We start from the raw sequence: 17,243 nt of genomic DNA, 5'->3' as shown, positions 1-17,243 counted from the left end.
CTAAAAAACGACGCAAGACCCTGTGGGAGCCAGGCTTGTGTGGGAGCTGGCTTGCCTGCGATAGCATTATCTCGGTGTAACTGAAAAGTCGAGGTGCCTGTATCGCGGGCAAGCCCGGCTCCCACACAAGCCCCCTCCCATAATTGTTTTGTGGTGTTTGGGAGATTGTTCAAATAATCACCAATCACCTTGCACGCTTCCTCCCCCTTCTCTACAATTGCGCCCCTTGCCTTCCTGGCGGGCACCGATGTGCCTCCCTGCGGCAAGATCCATAAGTGTCATTCACTCCTTGTCTGACCGTTTTTGAGCGGCAGGCTACAACCCGTAAGGAGCATTCATGCGTCATTACGAAATCATCTTTTTGGTCCACCCGGATCAAAGCGAGCAAGTCGGCGGCATGGTTGAGCGTTACACCAAGCTGATCGAAGAAGACGGCGGCAAAATCCACCGTCTGGAAGATTGGGGCCGTCGTCAACTGGCCTACGCAATCAACAATGTTCACAAGGCTCACTACGTGATGCTGAACGTTGAGTGCACTGGCAAGGCCCTGGCCGAGCTGGAAGACAACTTCCGCTACAACGATGCAGTGATCCGTAACCTGGTCATCCGTCGCGAAGAAGCCGTTACCGGCCAATCCGAGATGCTCAAGGCTGAAGAAAACCGCAGTGAGCGCCGTGAGCGTCGCGACCGTCCTGAGCACGAAGGCGCTGATAGCGTTGATAGTGATGACAGCGACAACAGCGATAACGCTGACGAGTAATCCACGGACCTTTTAAGGAGCCTATCAAATGGCACGTTTCTTCCGTCGTCGTAAATTCTGCCGCTTCACCGCTGAAGACGTGAAAGAGATCGATTACAAAGATCTCAACACTCTGAAAGCCTACGTATCCGAGACCGGCAAAATCGTTCCAAGCCGTATCACCGGTACCAAAGCTCGTTATCAGCGTCAGCTGGCCACCGCTATCAAGCGCGCCCGCTTCCTGGCCCTGCTGGCCTACACCGACAGCCACGGCCGCTGAGACCGGGCAGTCGACAAGTAGTAAGGGATTGAATGCATGCGCGCCTTAGCTGAGTTCATCATGCGCGGACGCGTGCAGGCCACTCTGGTAGTGGCTGGCTGTGCGGCATTGCCGTTGCTTTATTGGTTGGGTGCTGCTGCAGGTTGCCTTGTGCTCTTGCGGCGCGGTTTGAAGGACGCCGTTGGCGTTCTTGCCCTGGGATTGTTGCCGGCCTTGATCTGGTGGCTGCAATTCGGTGATCCACGGGTACTTCTGGTACTGCTGGGGTCATCGAGCCTTGCGTTGGTTTTACGCGCAAGCGAGTCCTGGGTCCGTACGCTGCTGGTCAGCGTGGCATTGGGTTTGGTGTACTCGGTGATGCTTGGCGCGGCTTTCCGCCCGCAGATCGAGGCGCTGGCGCAAGAGATCGTCAAGATCCTGCCGCTGGCCCTCGGGGATATCTACCAGCAATTGTCGGTAGATGAGCGAGCGCGGTTCGCGTCACTGATTGCCCCGGTCCTGACTGGCCTGATTGCGGCACTGTTGCAAGTTGTCAGCGTAATGAGCCTGATTCTTGGGCGTTACTGGCAGGCGTTGTTGTACAACCCGGGTGGTTTTGGTCGCGAGTTTCGCAGTATCAGAATCCCTGCGGGGCCGGCGATGTTGCTGCTGGCGTGCATGGTTGTCGGACCGAACTTCGGTCCTCAGATGGCCTTGCTGGCGCCGATTTGCAGCGTACCGCTGGTGTTTGCCGGGCTGGCCTTGATTCATGGGCTGGTTGCGCGAAAGCGCCTGGCCAAGTTCTGGCTGGTGGGGTTGTACGTCACGCTGTTGCTGTTCATGCAGCTGATCTATCCGTTACTCGTGGTTTTGGCCATTGTCGACGGCCTGATTGATTTTCGCGGTCGTCTGGCGCCGAAAGACGCCGATAACGCGAACGGTGAAGGTTAAAAGTTAGAGGATTTTCACATGCAACTGATCCTTCTGGAAAAAGTCGCCAACCTGGGCAACCTGGGCGACAAAGTGAACGTTAAGGCCGGCTACGGTCGTAACTACCTGCTGCCATACGGCAAAGCCACCGCTGCAACCGCTGCCAACCTGGCTGCGTTTGAAGAGCGTCGTGCTGAGCTGGAAAAAGCAGCAGCAGACAAAAAAGCTTCGGCTGAAACTCGCGCTGCCCAACTGGCTGAGCTGGAAGTGACTATCACTGCCACCGCCGGTGACGAAGGCAAGCTGTTCGGTTCGATCGGCACCCACGACATCGCTGATGCACTGACCGCCTCCGGCGTTGAAGTTGCAAAAAGCGAAGTTCGTCTGCCGAACGGCACCATCCGCAACGTAGGCGAATTCGACGTAGCCGTGCACCTGCACGCTGAAGTTGAAGCCACCGTACGCGTTGTCGTGGTAGCAGCTTAAGTCGCACCTAACTGACTGGCACCTCGCGTGCCAGGCGGTTAACATCGGGCACGATCCTGTTTACAGGTCGTGCCTTTTGTTTTTCTAGACTTCCCCAATTCCAAGTGGCCATGAACGATATTTCAGCTCCTGAGCAATACGATCTGCAAACCGCTGCCCTGAAGGTGCCGCCGCATTCCATCGAGGCCGAACAGGCCGTGCTCGGTGGCTTGATGCTGGACAACAACGCCTGGGAACGCGTGCTGGATCAAGTCTCGGACGGTGACTTCTATCGACATGACCACCGCCTGATCTTCCGCGCCATCGCCAAGCTGGCCGACCAGAACTCGCCGATCGACGTGGTGACCCTGGCCGAACAACTCGACAAGGAAGGCCAGACCTCCCAAGTCGGCGGCCTGGGTTACCTGGGCGAGCTGGCGAAAAACACGCCGTCCGTCGCCAACATCAAGGCCTATGCCCAGATCGTTCGCCAGCGCGCCACCCTGCGCCAATTGATCGGTATCAGCACCGAGATTGCCGACAGCGCCTTCAATCCCGAAGGACGCACCGCCGAAGAGATCCTCGATGAAGCCGAACGCCAGATCTTCCAGATCGCCGAAGCGCGCCCGAAGACTGGCGGCCCGGTAGGCGTCAACGAGCTGTTGACCAAAGCCATCGACCGCATCGACACGCTGTTCAACACCGATGCGGCCATCACGGGTATTTCCACCGGCTACACCGACCTCGACGAGAAGACCAGCGGCCTGCAGCCGGCTGACTTGATCATCGTCGCCGGTCGTCCGTCCATGGGTAAAACCACGTTCGCGATGAACCTGGTGGAAAACGCCGTGTTGCGCAGTGACAAGACCGTTTTGGTGTACTCCCTGGAGATGCCAGGCGAATCGCTGATCATGCGTATGCTTTCCTCCCTGGGTCGTATCGATCAGACCAAAGTCCGTTCCGGCCAACTGGAAGATGACGATTGGCCGCGCCTGACGTCGGCGGTCAACCTGCTCAACGACCGTAAGCTGTTCATCGACGATACCGCGGGCATCAGCCCCTCGGAGATGCGCGCGCGTACCCGGCGCCTGGTGCGCGAGCACGGTGACATCGCCCTGATCATGATCGACTACCTGCAGTTGATGCAGATCCCGGGTTCCAGCGGTGACAACCGGACCAACGAGATCTCCGAAATCTCCCGGTCCCTCAAGGCCCTGGCCAAGGAATTCAACTGCCCGGTAGTGGCACTCTCCCAGCTCAACCGTTCCCTGGAACAACGTCCCAACAAGCGCCCGGTGAACTCCGACTTGCGGGAATCCGGAGCGATCGAGCAGGACGCCGACGTGATCATGTTCGTGTACCGCGACGAGGTGTATCACCCCGAGACCGAGCACAAAGGCATTGCCGAGATCATCATCGGCAAGCAGCGGAACGGCCCCATCGGGTTTATCCGCCTGGCATTCATCGGTAAGTACACCCGCTTCGAAAACCTCGCGCCGGGCAGTTACAACTTCGACGACGACGAGTAATTCTCCTGCGCCCGTAAGGGGCTCATCGCAGGCAAGCCAGCTCCCACATTGATGTGTGAATGCATTCAAAGGTGGGAGCTGGCTTGCCTGCGATGGCGTCACCACAATTCCGACTGCTGCCGTCGGAATTGGTCAAAATTTGTGCTATATTCCGCGCCCGCGATTTTTCATCTCAACACCGGTCACCGTCATGCAAACAGCCAAGCCGTTATTTGACTATCCCAAGTACTGGGCCGAATGTTTCGGTCCAGCGCCATTCCTGCCGATGAGCAGGGAGGAGATGGATCAGCTCGGCTGGGATTCCTGCGACATCATCATCGTCACCGGTGATGCTTACGTTGACCATCCGTCGTTCGGCATGGCGATTATCGGCCGGCTGCTGGAGTCCCAGGGCTTCCGCGTCGGGATCATTGCCCAGCCGAACTGGCAGTCCAAAGACGACTTCATGAAGCTCGGCGAGCCGAACCTGTTCTTCGGCGTCGCGGCCGGCAACATGGACTCCATGATCAACCGCTACACCGCCGACAAGAAAATCCGTTCCGACGACGCCTACACCCCTGGCGGCATGGCCGGCAAACGCCCGGACCGTGCGAGCCTGGTGTACAGCCAGCGTTGCAAGGAAGCCTACAAGCATGTGCCGATCGTGCTCGGTGGCATCGAAGCCTCCCTGCGCCGCATCGCCCACTACGACTACTGGCAGGACCGTGTACGCAACTCGATCCTGATCGACGCCAGCGCCGATATCCTGCTGTACGGCAACGCCGAGCGGGCCATTGTCGAGGTTGCCCAGCGCCTGTCGTGGGGCCACAAGATCGAAGACATCACCGACGTGCGCGGCACTGCGTTCATTCGCCGTGACACGCCAGCGGGCTGGTACGAAGTGGACTCCACGCGTATCGACCGCCCGGGCAAGATCGACAAGATCATCAACCCGTATGTGAACACCCAGGACACCCAGGCTTGCGCCATCGAGCAGGAAAAAGGTCCGCAGGACGATCCGGAAGAAGCCAAGGTCGTACAGATCCTGGCCAGCCCGAAGATGACCCGCGACAAGACCGTGATCCGCCTGCCCTCGGTGGAAAAAGTCCGTGGCGACGCGGTGCTCTACGCCCACGCCAACCGCGTGCTGCACCTGGAAACCAACCCAGGCAACGCCCGTGCCCTGGTACAGAAGCATGGTGAAGTGGACGTGTGGTTCAACCCGCCGCCCATCCCAATGACCACCGAAGAAATGGACTACGTGTTCGGCATGCCTTACGCCCGCGTTCCGCACCCGGCGTACGGCAAGGAAAAAATCCCGGCCTACGACATGATCCGTTTCTCGGTGAATATCATGCGTGGCTGCTTCGGCGGTTGCACCTTCTGCTCGATCACCGAGCACGAAGGCCGCATCATCCAGAACCGTTCCGAAGAGTCGATCATTCGCGAGATCGAAGAGATCCGCGACAAGGTGCCGGGCTTTACCGGGGTGATCTCCGACCTCGGCGGCCCGACCGCGAACATGTACCGCATCGCCTGCAAGAGCCCGGAAATCGAATCCGCGTGCCGCAAGCCGTCCTGCGTGTTCCCCGGCATCTGCCCGAACCTGAATACCGACCACTCGTCGCTGATCCAGCTGTACCGCAGTGCCCGTGCGTTGCCGGGTGTGAAGAAAATCCTGATTGCGTCTGGCCTGCGCTACGACCTTGCCGTCGAGTCGCCGGAGTACGTCAAGGAGTTGGTGACTCACCACGTCGGTGGTTACCTCAAGATCGCCCCGGAACACACCGAGGAAGGTCCGCTCAACCAGATGATGAAGCCGGGCATCGGCAGCTATGACAAGTTCAAGCGCATGTTCGAGAAGTACACCAAGGAAGCGGGCAAGGAGCAGTACCTCATTCCTTACTTCATCGCGGCCCACCCGGGCACCACTGATGAGGACATGATGAACCTGGCCCTGTGGCTCAAGGGCAATGGCTTCCGTGCCGACCAGGTGCAGGCGTTCTACCCGTCGCCGATGGCCACCGCCACCGCGATGTACCACTCGGGCAAGAACCCGCTGCGTAAGGTCACCTACAAGAGCGACGCCGTGACCATCGTCAAGAGCGAGGAACAGCGCCGCCTGCACAAGGCGTTCCTGCGCTACCACGACCCGAAAGGCTGGCCGATGCTGCGTGAAGCATTGACCCGCATGGGCCGCGCCGACTTGATCGGGCCGGGCAAGGACCAGTTGATCCCCTTGCACCAGCCATCCACCGACAGCTACCAGAGCGCCCGTCGCAAGAACTCGACGCCGGCCGGCAGCCATAAGGTCGCCAAGGAAACCACGACCAAGATCCTCACCCAGCACACCGGCCTGCCGCCTCGTGGCAGCGACGGCAGCAACCCGTGGGACAAACGCGAACAAGCCAAGGCCGCGGCCCAGGCACGCAACAAGCAGGCCGCCAAGGAGCGTGCTGATGCGGCCAAGGGCAAGGGCGGCAAGCCTGCGCGCAAGCCGGTAGTGCCGCGTTGATCGCAGCCTGATATGCAAAACGCCAGCCTCGTGCTGGCGTTTTGCTTTCTATTCGGTGGCGAGTCTGTTTGTTAAGGTGGCGCCCATTCAGTCGCTATCGCAGGCAAGCCTGCTCCCACATTTTGATTTGTGAATACATTCAAGTGTGGGAGCGGGCTTGCCCGCGAAGGCGTCAGTGCAGTCGCCACCCCTTTCAAGGAAGAACACCCCATGGGCAACCCCCTGGCCTCCATCGGCATGGACTCCAATCGCTCCCAATTCATGGCGCGCCAGCGTATTGAAAGCCAGATCAACTTGCCGCGCCTGTTTGCGGCTATCGATGCCGATCCTGGCATCGTTGGCGCGGGCGTGGTGTATATCGACGCTGACTTCAACGTCGTCACCCTGCGCGAATTCAAGCCGATTTGCAGTATCAAGCCCAAGCGCATCATTTTGCGTGAAGCGCAGAAGTACATTGCACCGACGCAGTTTGCTGAACATGTTGTGAGTAATCCTCGCGAATCTCGCCTCATCGGCGAAGCCGTGAATACCGGAGTCTCCTGCCTGGGAGCTGTCATCAGTTGGGCAGCGATCGCCAGTGGAACGATCCTGGTGCCTTTCAGTGCTGGCGCCAGTTCCGTCATCGTAGTGGTGGGGTATGCAGCTGCTGGCGCCAGTTCGCTCCAGTGTTTCAATGGCATTGCCCGTACAGCGCTGGAAGTTGCCAAACCAGAGGTAAACGATTGGCTCGACAGTGAAGGCTGGTACCAGAATGCGTCCATTGTGCTGGATGCTGCATCGCTAGCAGGCGTGGGCGCTTCGGCCCTCACGACGGTCAAGCTGGTCAAGGTCGCCAAGGCCTCGACGGGCAAGAGCCTGCGTGAAGTACTTCGCGGTTTGAATCGCCAGGAAAGAGCCAAGCTGACGAAGGAGCTTTTGAGCATCAATGACCCCAGCCTGACCTCGAAGATGCTCAAACTCAGGCAGGCATCGGGTGAGCTCACCAAGCGCTTCACCCCTACGCAGCTCAAGCACAGTACAACCACCCAGATCAAAGACGTCTTGGGCGCAACCGTAGGGTTCGGTGGGAGCGCCTATTCCGGGAACATCAATACCATCGCGATCGGGTTGTACGAGGAGGTCAACGAATGAGCGAATTAATGACGCTACGCGACTTTTTCAGGCAATACTTTCTGACGTTTATGGGCGGCGTATTTGCTGCGTGTTTTTCTTTGGCGTTGGCTGTGGCGCTGGCGTTCGTTACCTATTTTCGTGATGCGCCCATTGCTCAAGTGGGGCTCAAGATCATGTCTGTCGGGGCGCTGCTCATTCTGTTGGCGGTCCATAGCAACTTTATGATTCTGCGGGGCAAACCCTCTTGGGCGTGGGTAATGGTCGGTATCTACATCGCCTGTCTACTGTTTGTAGTTCCAATGGTTCAATACCAGCCTCAAAGGGTTCTCTTTGGCTTGGCGGTGTTATTCCCATTACTCGGATTGTTGACGCTTAACAGCAAGGCTCAACGAGATATGCGTGCAAAACTCGTGGGAATCCGCCGCATTCGGCAGTCTGTCAAATCAACCGTTAGGTCGAGTGGTCGCATGTGAAGGGGGCGCCTTCGATAAACGGTTTCCTCGTCCGCTATTTCCCCGTGTTCATGGGGACGATTTTCATGGCGATCTTTTCCGGGGCATCTGCTGTATCCCTTGCAGGCGTTACGTATTTGCGAGGTGTTGATCCAGTGTTGAAGTCCAATTACTCAGGACTTGCCATCCTGATATTGGTTGCGGTGATAGTGTTTGGCAATTTCATGATTGCGCGAGGGCGCCCATGGGCTACAGGACTGGTCGCAGGCTACTTGGGGTGTTGCCTGTTGTTCGTACTGCCGATGATTCAGTTCCCCCCGCACTTGCTTGTTTACACCTCTGCGGTCCTTTTCCCGCTATTTGGCCTGCTATTGCTCAACAGCAAGCGCCATCGGGAAATGCGCAAAAAATTGCTGGAGATCCGCCATCTGCGCCAGGCCGTTATAGCGGCGGGTAAAAAGCGTTAGTTTTAGCGGCCTGTGTCAAGGCAGTACCCATTAAATCGCCTTCGCAGGCAAGCCAGCTCCCACAGTTGACCGCGCTCTCACTGTGAAACCCGGTCAACTGTGGGAGCCGGGCTTGCCCGCGATGGGGCCAGGCTGGCCAGTAGGACTGTATGAGGGCATGAGAGATGAATGAGTTACCTGGCATTCGCAGTTTTCTGGCGCAGTACTTTCCGGTCTTCATGGGCGCGATTTTCGCGGCGGTGTTCAGCCTTGTGTTTGCGGTACCGCTGATGTTCGACAGTTATTTCCCACGCTTGCCGATGGACGACAACCTCAAGTATTCCTTCCTGGGTGGTCTCGCTCTGACGTGGGGCATCGTGCACTGCAATTTCATGATCGCGCGCGGACGGCCGCAGTGGGTATGGCCGCTGGTGGCGCTGCTCATACTCTGTGTTCTGGCGGTGCTGCCCACTATCGCCTTTGGTCCCCATCCTCTGTCCTATGGGTTGGGCCTGCTGTTCCCGCTGCTGGGGTTGCTGCTGCTCAACAGCAAACGCCACCGCGAAATGCGCCAGAAACTGCTCGAAGTGCGCCACCTGCGCGAAGCCATGATTGCCCGCCACAAATCCCGCTGATTGGGTAGATTCACCATCTGAGGCACGGCCTCTCGCCACAAATGTGTGCGTCACTTGCACCATGGCACCACCCCAGGCGCCGTTTTGGTGCTGTACTGCACCGGGCCCTACGATAAAGCGCAATGGCTGCCGCTCTGGCATAAGTCTTGCGCGCTTTGTTTCCATGCCCTAGCTCGCAGGAGGCCGCCGTGTCGATTCATGTCGCGTTGCACCACGTTACGCATTACCGCTACGACCGTGCGGTCGAACTCGGCCCGCAGATCGTGCGGTTACGCCCGGCCGCCCATAGCCGCACGCGGATTCTGTCTTACGCGCTGAAAGTGCAGCCCGAGCAGCATTTCATCAATTGGCAGCAAGACCCCCAGGGCAATTACCTGGCGCGTTTGGTGTTCCCGGAAAAAACCGATGAGCTGCGCATCGAAGTCGATCTGGTCGCCGAGATGGCGGTGTTCAATCCGTTCGACTTTTTCCTCGAGCCTTATGCCGAAAAAATCCCCTTCCGCTACGCTGCCGATGAGCAGCGGGAGCTGGCACCGTACCTGGAAACCCTGCCGCTAACGCCCAGGTTTGCTGCCTACCTGGCGGGTATCGACCGTACGCCGCTGCCGGCGGTGGACTTTCTGGTGGGCCTCAACCAGCGCCTGGCTGCCGATATCGCCTACCTGATCCGCATGGAGCCCGGCGTACAAACCCCGGAATTTACCCTGGAAAACGCCTCCGGCTCGTGCCGCGATTCGGCCTGGCTGTTGGTGCAGTTGCTGCGCAACCTCGGGTTGGCGGCGCGGTTTGTCTCCGGTTATCTGATCCAATTGACCGCCGATGTCAAAGCCCTCGACGGCCCGTCTGGTACCGAGGTGGATTTCACCGACTTGCACGCCTGGTGCGAGGTGTATTTGCCCGGCGCGGGCTGGATCGGCCTGGATGCCACTTCCGGGTTGTTTGCCGGAGAGGGCCATATTCCGTTGGCTTGTAGTCCCGATCCATCGTCCGCCGCGCCCATCAGTGGGTTGGTCGAACCCTGTGAGTGCGAGTTCACCCACGAAATGTCGGTAGAGCGCATCTGGGAGGCGCCGCGCGTCACCAAGCCCTACACCGAAGAACAATGGCTGGCGATCCAGGCCCTTGGCCGGCAGATCGACGGCGACCTGCTCAAGGATGACGTACGCCTGACCATGGGTGGCGAACCGACCTTCGTCTCTATCGACGACCCCGACGGTGCCGAATGGAACACCGCTGCGCTGGGGCCGGACAAGCGACGTCTGTCCGCCGAACTGTTCCAGCGCATGCGCAAGCACTACGCGCCCAAGGGCCTGGTGCACTTCGGCCAGGGCAAGTGGTATCCAGGTGAACAATTGCCGCGCTGGTCGCTCAACTGCTACTGGCGCCGCGATGGGGTGCCGATCTGGCATAACAGTGCGCTGATCGCCGATGAGCAACAGGATTACGGCGCTGATGGCGTGCTCGCCGGGCGGTTTCTGGCCAGCATCGCCGAAAGCCTGAAACTGCCGCCGCGCTTTGTGTTTCCCGCCTTCGAAGACAACTTCTACTACCTGTGGCGCGAAGGTGCGCTGCCACAAAACGTCACCGCCCAAGACCCGCGCCTGGGCGATGAGCTGGAGCGTGAGCGCCTGCGCAAAGTGTTCAGCCAGGGCCTGGATAAGGTCATCGGCCAAGTGCTACCGCTGGCGCGTACGGCGGCCAATGATCGTTGGCAAAGCGGGCGTTGGTACTTGCGCGATAACCACTGTCGGCTGGTGCCTGGCGACTCGCCGTTGGGTTATCGCCTGCCGTTGGCGTCACAGCCGTGGGTGACGGCGGCGGAGTATCCCTTTGTGCATCCCACCGACCCGAACCAGGATCAACCTGAGCTGCCGACCACGGCGCAGCTGCAAAGCCATGACGACGCCGCGCCCGTCGATGAGCGTGTGCCGAAGGTCGATCAATCCGCTGACTGGCTCACCCGCACCGCGCTGTGCGCCGAGGCGCGGGAAGGGCGGCTGTACCTGTTCATGCCGCCGCTGGAGCGCGTCGAGGATTATCTGGAACTGGTGGCCGTCATCGAAGCCACCGCCGAAGAACTGCACTGCCCGGTGTTGCTGGAAGGCTACGAGCCGCCGGCCGATACGCGGTTGAGCAATTTTCGCGTCACGCCAGACCCGGGTGTGATCGAGGTGAATGTGCAGCCATCCGCCACTTGGGATGAGTTGGTGGAACGCACCGAATTCCTCTACGAAGAGGCGCGGCAAACCCGCCTGACCACTGAAAAGTTCATGATCGACGGGCGCCACACCGGCACCGGTGGTGGTAACCACTTTGTGCTGGGCGGCGCCACGCCCAAGGATTCGCCGTTTCTACGCCGGCCTGATCTGCTGCGCAGTCTGATCAGCTACTGGCACAACCATCCCTCTCTGTCGTACCTGTTTTCCGGCCTGTTTATCGGCCCGACGTCCCAGGCACCCAGGGTGGACGAAGCGCGTAATGACGCCCTGTACGAATTGGAAATCGCCTTCGCCCAAATGCCCGAACCTGGTGAAGAATGCCCGCCGTGGTTGGTCGACCGCTTGCTGCGCAACCTGCTGATCGACGTGACGGGCAACACCCATCGCGCAGAGTTCTGTATCGACAAACTCTACTCTCCCGACGGTGCCACCGGCCGATTGGGCCTGTTGGAATTGCGTGCCTTTGAAATGCCGCCCCATGCGCGCATGAGCCTCACCCAACAATTGCTGTTGCGTGCCCTGGTCGCGCGATTCTGGCGCGAACCTTATGCGCCACCGAAACTGGCGCGTTGGGGGACCGAGCTGCATGACCGCTTTTTGTTGCCACACTTTATCGAGCAGGATTTTGCCGATGTGATCGTCGAGCTGAATGCCGCCGGTTACCCGCTGCGTGCCGAATGGTTTGCCGCGCACCTGGAGTTCCGTTTTCCCAAGGTCGGCGACTACGCCGTCAGCGGGATCGAACTGGAATTGCGCCAGGCCCTGGAGCCCTGGCACGTACTGGGCGAAGAGGGGGCGGCAGGCGGTACGGTGCGTTATGTGGATTCGTCATTGGAGCGTCTGCAAGTGAAGCTCACCGGGCTGCCGCCGCAACGCTATCTGCTGACCTGCAACGGTGTTCCGGTGCCGTTGCAAGCCACCGGGCGGGTGGGCGAATTTGTTGCCGGCGTGCGTTACCGCGCCTGGCAACCGGCCAACTGTCTGCAGCCGACGATCCCGGTGCATGCGCCGTTGGTGTTCGACCTGCTCGATACTTGGATGCAACGCTCCCTCGGTGGTTGCCAGTATCACGTGGCCCATCCGGGTGGGCGCAATTACGACAGCTTGCCGGTGAATGCCAATGAGGCCGAGAGCCGGCGCATGGCGCGGTTTTTCCGGTTGGGGCACAGCCCTGGAAAGCTCCCAGTGCCGACGAAAGTCATCAACGATGAATTGCCCATGACCCTAGATCTCCGACGTTTCCCCAATTAAGCACGATTCAAATGTGGGAGGGGGCTTGCCCCCGATGACGGTGTGCCAATCAACAAATGTGCAACTGACCCACCGTAATCGTGGGCAAGCCCCTCCCACATTAGATTGCAGTAAATTTGAGTTAATCTGAGCCCCCTTGCCCCTGCCGAGCGTTCCATGTCCGACTTGCTCGACCGTTACCCGCTGACCGCGGGTACTTATCACGAACTGCTGGACGATAGCGGCGCGGTGCGTGCCCATTGGCAGCGCTTGCTTGAGCACTTGCAACGCAGTACGCCCGCGCAACTGGCTCAGCGCCAGGCGCTGTTGACCCGGCAGATCCAGGAAAACGGCGTGACCTACAACGTCTATGCCGACCCCAAGGGCGCCGACCGCCCCTGGGAGTTGGATCTGCTGCCCCATGTGCTGGCTGCCGATGAGTGGCAGCAGCTTTCGGCGGGGATCGCCCAGCGTGCGCGCTTGCTCAATGCCGTGCTGGCCGATCTCTACGGCCCGCAACGCCTGATCAAGGAAGGCTTGCTGCCGGCTGAACTGGTGTTCGGGCATAACAATTTCCTGTGGCCCTGCCAAGGCATCCAGCCGCCGGAGGATGCTTTCCTGCATCTGTACGCCGTGGACCTGGCACGCACACCGGATGGTCGCTGGTGGGTCACCGCCGACCGGACCCAGGCGCCATCGGGTGCGGGTTATGCGCTGGAAAACCGCACCATTGTGTCCCGTGCTTTCCCGGATCTGTATCGTGATCTGCAAGTGCAGCACCTCACTGGTTTCTTCCGCACCTTGCAGGAAACCTTGGCCCGTCAGGCGCCCGGCGATGACCAGCCGCCGCTGATCGTGTTGCTGACACCGGGGCGTTTCAACGAAAGCTATTTCGAACACCTCTACCTCGCGCGCCAACTCGGCTACCCGTTGGTGGAGGGCGGCGATCTGACGGTGCGCGACAGCACGGTGTTTCTTAAAACCCTCAGTGGCCTGCGCCGGGTGCACGCGATCATGCGCCGGCTGGACGATGACTTTTGTGACCCGTTGGAACTACGCACCGACTCGGCCCTCGGCGTGCCCGGGCTGCTCGATGCCGTGCGCCAGGGCAACGTGCTGGTGGCCAATGCCCTTGGCAGTGGTGTGTTGGAGTCCCCGGGTTTGTTGGGCTTTCTGCCGAAGATCAACCAGTTTTTGTTTGGCGAAGAACTGATCCTGCCGTCCATCGCTACCTGGTGGTGCGGTGAAGCACCGGTGCTGGCCGAAGCCTTGGAGAAACTGCCGGAGCTGCTGATCAAACCCGCGTTTCCTTCGCAGAGCTTCCCCCCGGTATTCGGGCGCGACTTGAACGACCCGCAACGCCAGGCCCTGGCCGAACGTATGCGTGCGCGGCCCTACGCGTATGTCGCCCAAGAGCTTGCTCAACTGTCCCAGGCGCCGGTATGGCATACCGAGGATGATCATCTGCAACACCGCGCCATTGGCATGCGGGTGTACGCCGTGGCGAGCGATGAAGGTTATCGGGTGCTGCCCGGTGGCCTGACTCGCGTGGCGGCCGAGGCAGATGCCGAAGTGGTGTCGATGCAACGCGGTGGCGCCAGCAAAGACACCTGGGTGCTCGGTGAACGCGCTGCCGGTGGCGAGCATTGGCGTGCGCAGCGGGCGATTGGTGTGCATGACCTGGTGCGCCGTGACCCTTATCTGCCATCACGGGTGGTGGAGAACCTGTTCTGGTTTGGCCGTTACTGCGAGCGTTGCGATGACAGCGCGCGCTGGCTGCGCATCGTGCTGGCGCGTTATGTCGACGGTGACGATCCACTCGCGTTGCAGGCGGCTGTTGAGCTCGGTGAAACCCTGCGCCTACTGCCGGAGGAGGGCGAGTTGCCTGAGCGTCTGTTGGCGGCCTTGCTCGGTGATGACTGGGCGTCGAGCCTGCGTGCCAATTTGCAGCGCTTGCAATGGGCGGCGTCCCAGGTGCGCGGCAAGCTGTCCCGGGAGAACTGGCAGGCCTTGGTGGAGCTGCAACGCGAAGCCACGGAACTGGAAAGCGAAACCCCGGACTTCGGCGAGTTGCTGGACTTCCTCAATCGCCTGGTGATGTCGCTGGCGGCGCTGTCCGGGTTTGCCCTGGATGATATGACCCGAGACGAAGGCTGGCGCTTTTTGATGATGGGCCGGCGTATCGAACGCCTGCAGTTTCTCAGCAGCAGCCTCGCGGCATTTCTGCGTGGCGTGGCGGTGTTCGATCAGGCGGGGTTGGAGTGGTTGCTGGAACTGGGCAACAGTAGCATCACCTATCGCTCGCGCTACCTGGCGGTGCCCCAATTGATCCCGGTGCTCGACCTGTTGTTGCTGGATGAGCAGAACCCCCATGCGGTGCTGTTCCAGTTGAAACTGGTGAGCCGCACCCTGCGCCGTCTCAACGATGACTTTGGTGTGCCTCGGGAAACCGGCCTGGGGCCATTGGTGGAGCGCCTGGCGCACTTCGACCTGGGTTGCCTGGAGAACCCGCTGTTTGGCGAGCCGAGCGTACGCGCCGCGCTGGGCGGCTTGGCCGACCTGCTGCAAGCGGTGGCCGATGAGAGTGGGCAAGTGTCGGATCGCTTGGCGTTGCGTCACTTTGCCCATGTGGATGATGTCAGCCAGCAGACGGTGTCGCTGTGATGAGTGCGCGCTACCAGATTTTCCACGATACCCATTACCACTACGACAGCCCGGTGTCCCTGGCCCAGCAATTGGCGCACTTGTGGCCACGGCCGTGTGCCTGGCAGCGCTGCAGCTCGCAGCAACTGGACATCAGCCCGCAACCGTCTGCGCGACGTGATGAGCTGGACGTGTTCGGTAACCCGATCACTCGCCTGGCTTTTGAGCGGCCCCATGATGAACTGCTGGTGAATGCCGGGTTGACCGTGGAAGTGCTGGCGCGGCCGGCCCTGGACTTTCAGCAGTCGCCGGCCTGGGACCAGACCCGTGACAGTCTCACTTACAGTAGCCAACCGATGTCGGCTGAGTTGATCGAGGCCTGCCGCTATCGCTTTGAATCGCCTTACGTGCACCTGAAAAAAGCCTTCGTCGAATTCTCCGAAAACTGTTTCCCCCCAGGCAAGCCATTGTTGCTGGGCGTACAGGCGCTGATGGAGAAGATTTTCAGGGAGTTCACGTTCGATGCCGAAGCCACCCAGGTCGCCACGCCCCTGGTGGAAGTGCTGGAGCGCCGTCGCGGCGTTTGCCAGGACTTCGCCCACCTGATGCTTGCCTGCCTGCGCTCACGGGGCCTGGCGGCACGCTACATCAGCGGCTATTTGCTCACCCAGCCACCGCCCGGCCAGCCACGGCTGATCGGCGCCGATGCGTCCCATGCGTGGGTCTCGGTGTATTGCCCGGTGTCAGGTTGGGTGGATTTTGATCCGACGAATAACGTGCAGCCGGCACTGGAGCACATCACCCTGGCCTGGGGCCGGGATTTCTCCGATGTGTCGCCGTTGCGGGGGGTGATTCTGGGGGGCGGGAACCATGACCCGGAGGTGCGGGTGACGGTGATGCCGCTGGAGTGACGGTGGATTGTGGCGAGCCGGGCGCGCCGGCTCACCACAAAGGAAATTATTCAGCCGGATCTTTTGGTGTTTCGGTCTCGTCGCTCGTTTCTTCAGCATCGACGTCTGCGGTCAGCCCATTGGCCTCTTCTTCTGCAGCGGCTTTCTTGCGTTGCAGTTTTTCCTCTTTCTTCTGCTCCTTGGCCAAGTCTCTCTGACGTTTGGCGAAGGAGTAATTAGGTTTGGCCATGGGCGATCCTCTAGGGTCGAAGGTGAGGGTGGGCGGCGCGCAGCTGCCTTGGGCCGCCATGGTAGCAGCTTAGCAGCGCGCTTGGCCTTCACTTACCGCAGGCGTAGGCGGCGAACAGGCCGTTGAACAGTTGGTTGAGGTGCATGGCTCGGACTCCAGTGGGGATAGGGTCGATCATAGGTAACGTGCGGCACTTTGGCTGGTTGATTGTGTTGATCAGTCTGATAGCCTAAAGTTGTATACAATCTGTTGACTCAGATCATAAGAATTCCTGCCTGCTTGAGGCACCCTTGTCGCAATACGCGTTTTTTAAACCCTGCCTTGGAGATTCACATGTTTGCCAAACTCGTTGCTGTTTCCCTGCTGACTCTGGCGAGCGGCCAGTTGCTTGCTGCAGAGTGCAAGGTCACCGTCGACTCCACTGATCAAATGTCCTTCAACACCAAGGCCATTGAAATCGACAAGAGCTGCAAGACATTCACCGTCGAGCTGACTCACTCCGGCAGCTTGCCGAAAAACGTCATGGGCCATAACTGGGTACTGAGCTCCGCTGCCGACATGCCTGGCATCGCCAGCGACGGCATGGCCGCTGGTATCGACAAGAACTACCTGAAAGACGGCGACACCCGCATCATCGCCCACACCAAGATCATCGGTGCCGGCGAGAAAGATTCGGTGACCTTCGATGTGTCGAAGTTGGCAGCAGGTACTGACTACGCGTTCTTCTGCTCCTTCCCAGGCCACATCTCGATGATGAAAGGCACTGTGACCCTGAAGTAAGCCGACTCCGGTCGAAAAAAAAGCGCCTGTTCAGGCGCTTTTTTTGTGGGCGGTCAGTTGAACCGAGTCATCGTTCTTCGCAGGCAAGCCAGCTCCCACACTCGACCGCATTCTCATGCTGAAACTCGGTCAACTGTGGGAGCTGGCTTGCCTGCGAAAGCGGTCTAAC

The 17,243-nt window shown here is 59.8% G+C and carries 15 protein-coding genes; 14 read left to right on the top strand and 1 reads right to left on the bottom strand.

The genetic code is table 11. The annotated features are described in order from the left end of the window. The first annotated feature begins 337 nt into the window (after positions 1–337). From rpsF to AC07V4_RS03480, 13 genes are all read left to right on the top strand, one after another. Positions 338–760 (top strand): 30S ribosomal protein S6, encoded by a 423-nt coding sequence (gene rpsF / locus AC07V4_RS03540; RefSeq protein ID WP_010563335.1) that lies wholly within the window; start codon positions 338–340, stop codon positions 758–760. A 28-nt stretch (positions 761–788) separates the two neighbouring features. Beyond that, positions 789–1,019, top strand: a complete 231-nt coding sequence (gene rpsR / locus AC07V4_RS03535; protein ID WP_002551829.1) for a 30S ribosomal protein S18 — start codon at positions 789–791, stop codon at positions 1,017–1,019. 36 nt (positions 1,020–1,055) lie between these two features. Continuing rightward, complete coding sequence (locus tag AC07V4_RS03530) at positions 1,056–1,949, top strand: YybS family protein (protein ID WP_431748881.1); 894 nt, start codon at positions 1,056–1,058, stop codon at positions 1,947–1,949. An 18-nt stretch (positions 1,950–1,967) separates the two neighbouring features. Further along, positions 1,968–2,414 carry a 50S ribosomal protein L9 gene (rplI, locus tag AC07V4_RS03525; protein WP_010563337.1) on the top strand — a complete coding sequence of 149 codons (447 nt, stop codon included), beginning with the start codon at positions 1,968–1,970 and terminating at the stop codon, positions 2,412–2,414. A gap of 110 nt (positions 2,415–2,524) precedes the next feature. Next, entirely contained in the window at positions 2,525–3,922 is a 1,398-nt protein-coding gene (gene dnaB / locus AC07V4_RS03520; RefSeq protein ID WP_034095616.1) for a replicative DNA helicase, read from the top strand. Positions 3,923–4,112: 190 nt separating this feature from the next. Next, positions 4,113–6,416: a YgiQ family radical SAM protein gene (locus tag AC07V4_RS03515; protein ID WP_492637293.1), complete on the top strand. Its 2,304-nt coding sequence runs from the start codon at positions 4,113–4,115 to the stop codon at positions 6,414–6,416. Between the two features lie 210 nt (positions 6,417–6,626). Beyond that, positions 6,627–7,547 carry an Ssp4 family T6SS effector gene (ssp4, locus tag AC07V4_RS03510; protein WP_492637292.1) on the top strand — a complete coding sequence of 307 codons (921 nt, stop codon included), beginning with the start codon at positions 6,627–6,629 and terminating at the stop codon, positions 7,545–7,547. Further along, complete coding sequence (locus AC07V4_RS03505) at positions 7,544–8,002, top strand: hypothetical protein (protein ID WP_492637291.1); 459 nt, start codon at positions 7,544–7,546, stop codon at positions 8,000–8,002. Before ssp4 ends, AC07V4_RS03505 begins: the two co-directional genes overlap by 4 nt. A gap of 50 nt (positions 8,003–8,052) precedes the next feature. Beyond that, entirely contained in the window at positions 8,053–8,448 is a 396-nt protein-coding gene (locus tag AC07V4_RS03500) for a hypothetical protein (RefSeq protein WP_492637377.1), read from the top strand. A 164-nt stretch (positions 8,449–8,612) separates the two neighbouring features. Next, on the top strand, positions 8,613–9,062 hold the full coding sequence (locus AC07V4_RS03495; RefSeq protein ID WP_492637290.1) for a hypothetical protein: 450 nt from the start codon (positions 8,613–8,615) through the stop codon (positions 9,060–9,062). A gap of 188 nt (positions 9,063–9,250) precedes the next feature. Beyond that, positions 9,251–12,532 carry a transglutaminase family protein gene (locus AC07V4_RS03490; protein WP_492637289.1) on the top strand — a complete coding sequence of 1,094 codons (3,282 nt, stop codon included), beginning with the start codon at positions 9,251–9,253 and terminating at the stop codon, positions 12,530–12,532. A 156-nt stretch (positions 12,533–12,688) separates the two neighbouring features. Further along, entirely contained in the window at positions 12,689–15,175 is a 2,487-nt protein-coding gene (locus tag AC07V4_RS03485; RefSeq protein WP_492637288.1) for a circularly permuted type 2 ATP-grasp protein, read from the top strand. Continuing rightward, positions 15,175–16,065: a transglutaminase family protein gene (locus AC07V4_RS03480; RefSeq protein ID WP_492637287.1), complete on the top strand. Its 891-nt coding sequence runs from the start codon at positions 15,175–15,177 to the stop codon at positions 16,063–16,065. The genes AC07V4_RS03485 and AC07V4_RS03480 overlap by 1 nt, the downstream gene beginning before the upstream one ends. A gap of 46 nt (positions 16,066–16,111) precedes the next feature. Here the strand turns inward: AC07V4_RS03480 and AC07V4_RS03475 are convergent, their stop codons facing one another. After that, positions 16,112–16,294: a hypothetical protein gene (locus tag AC07V4_RS03475; RefSeq protein ID WP_431751991.1), complete on the bottom strand. Its 183-nt coding sequence runs from the start codon at positions 16,292–16,294 to the stop codon at positions 16,112–16,114. A 333-nt stretch (positions 16,295–16,627) separates the two neighbouring features. Here AC07V4_RS03475 and azu point away from each other — a divergent pair, with 333 nt between their 5' ends. Further along, the gene (gene azu, locus AC07V4_RS03470; protein ID WP_008439083.1) at positions 16,628–17,074 is read left to right on the top strand and encodes an azurin; all 447 of its coding nucleotides are present in this window, start codon (positions 16,628–16,630) and stop codon (positions 17,072–17,074) included. Positions 17,075–17,243 lie beyond the last annotated feature (169 nt).

The organism is Pseudomonas sp. GW821-FHT03A09 (assembly GCF_059421065.1).
The sequence above is the reverse complement of the archived record's forward strand: the minus strand, read 5'-3'. Positions and strand labels throughout refer to the sequence as shown.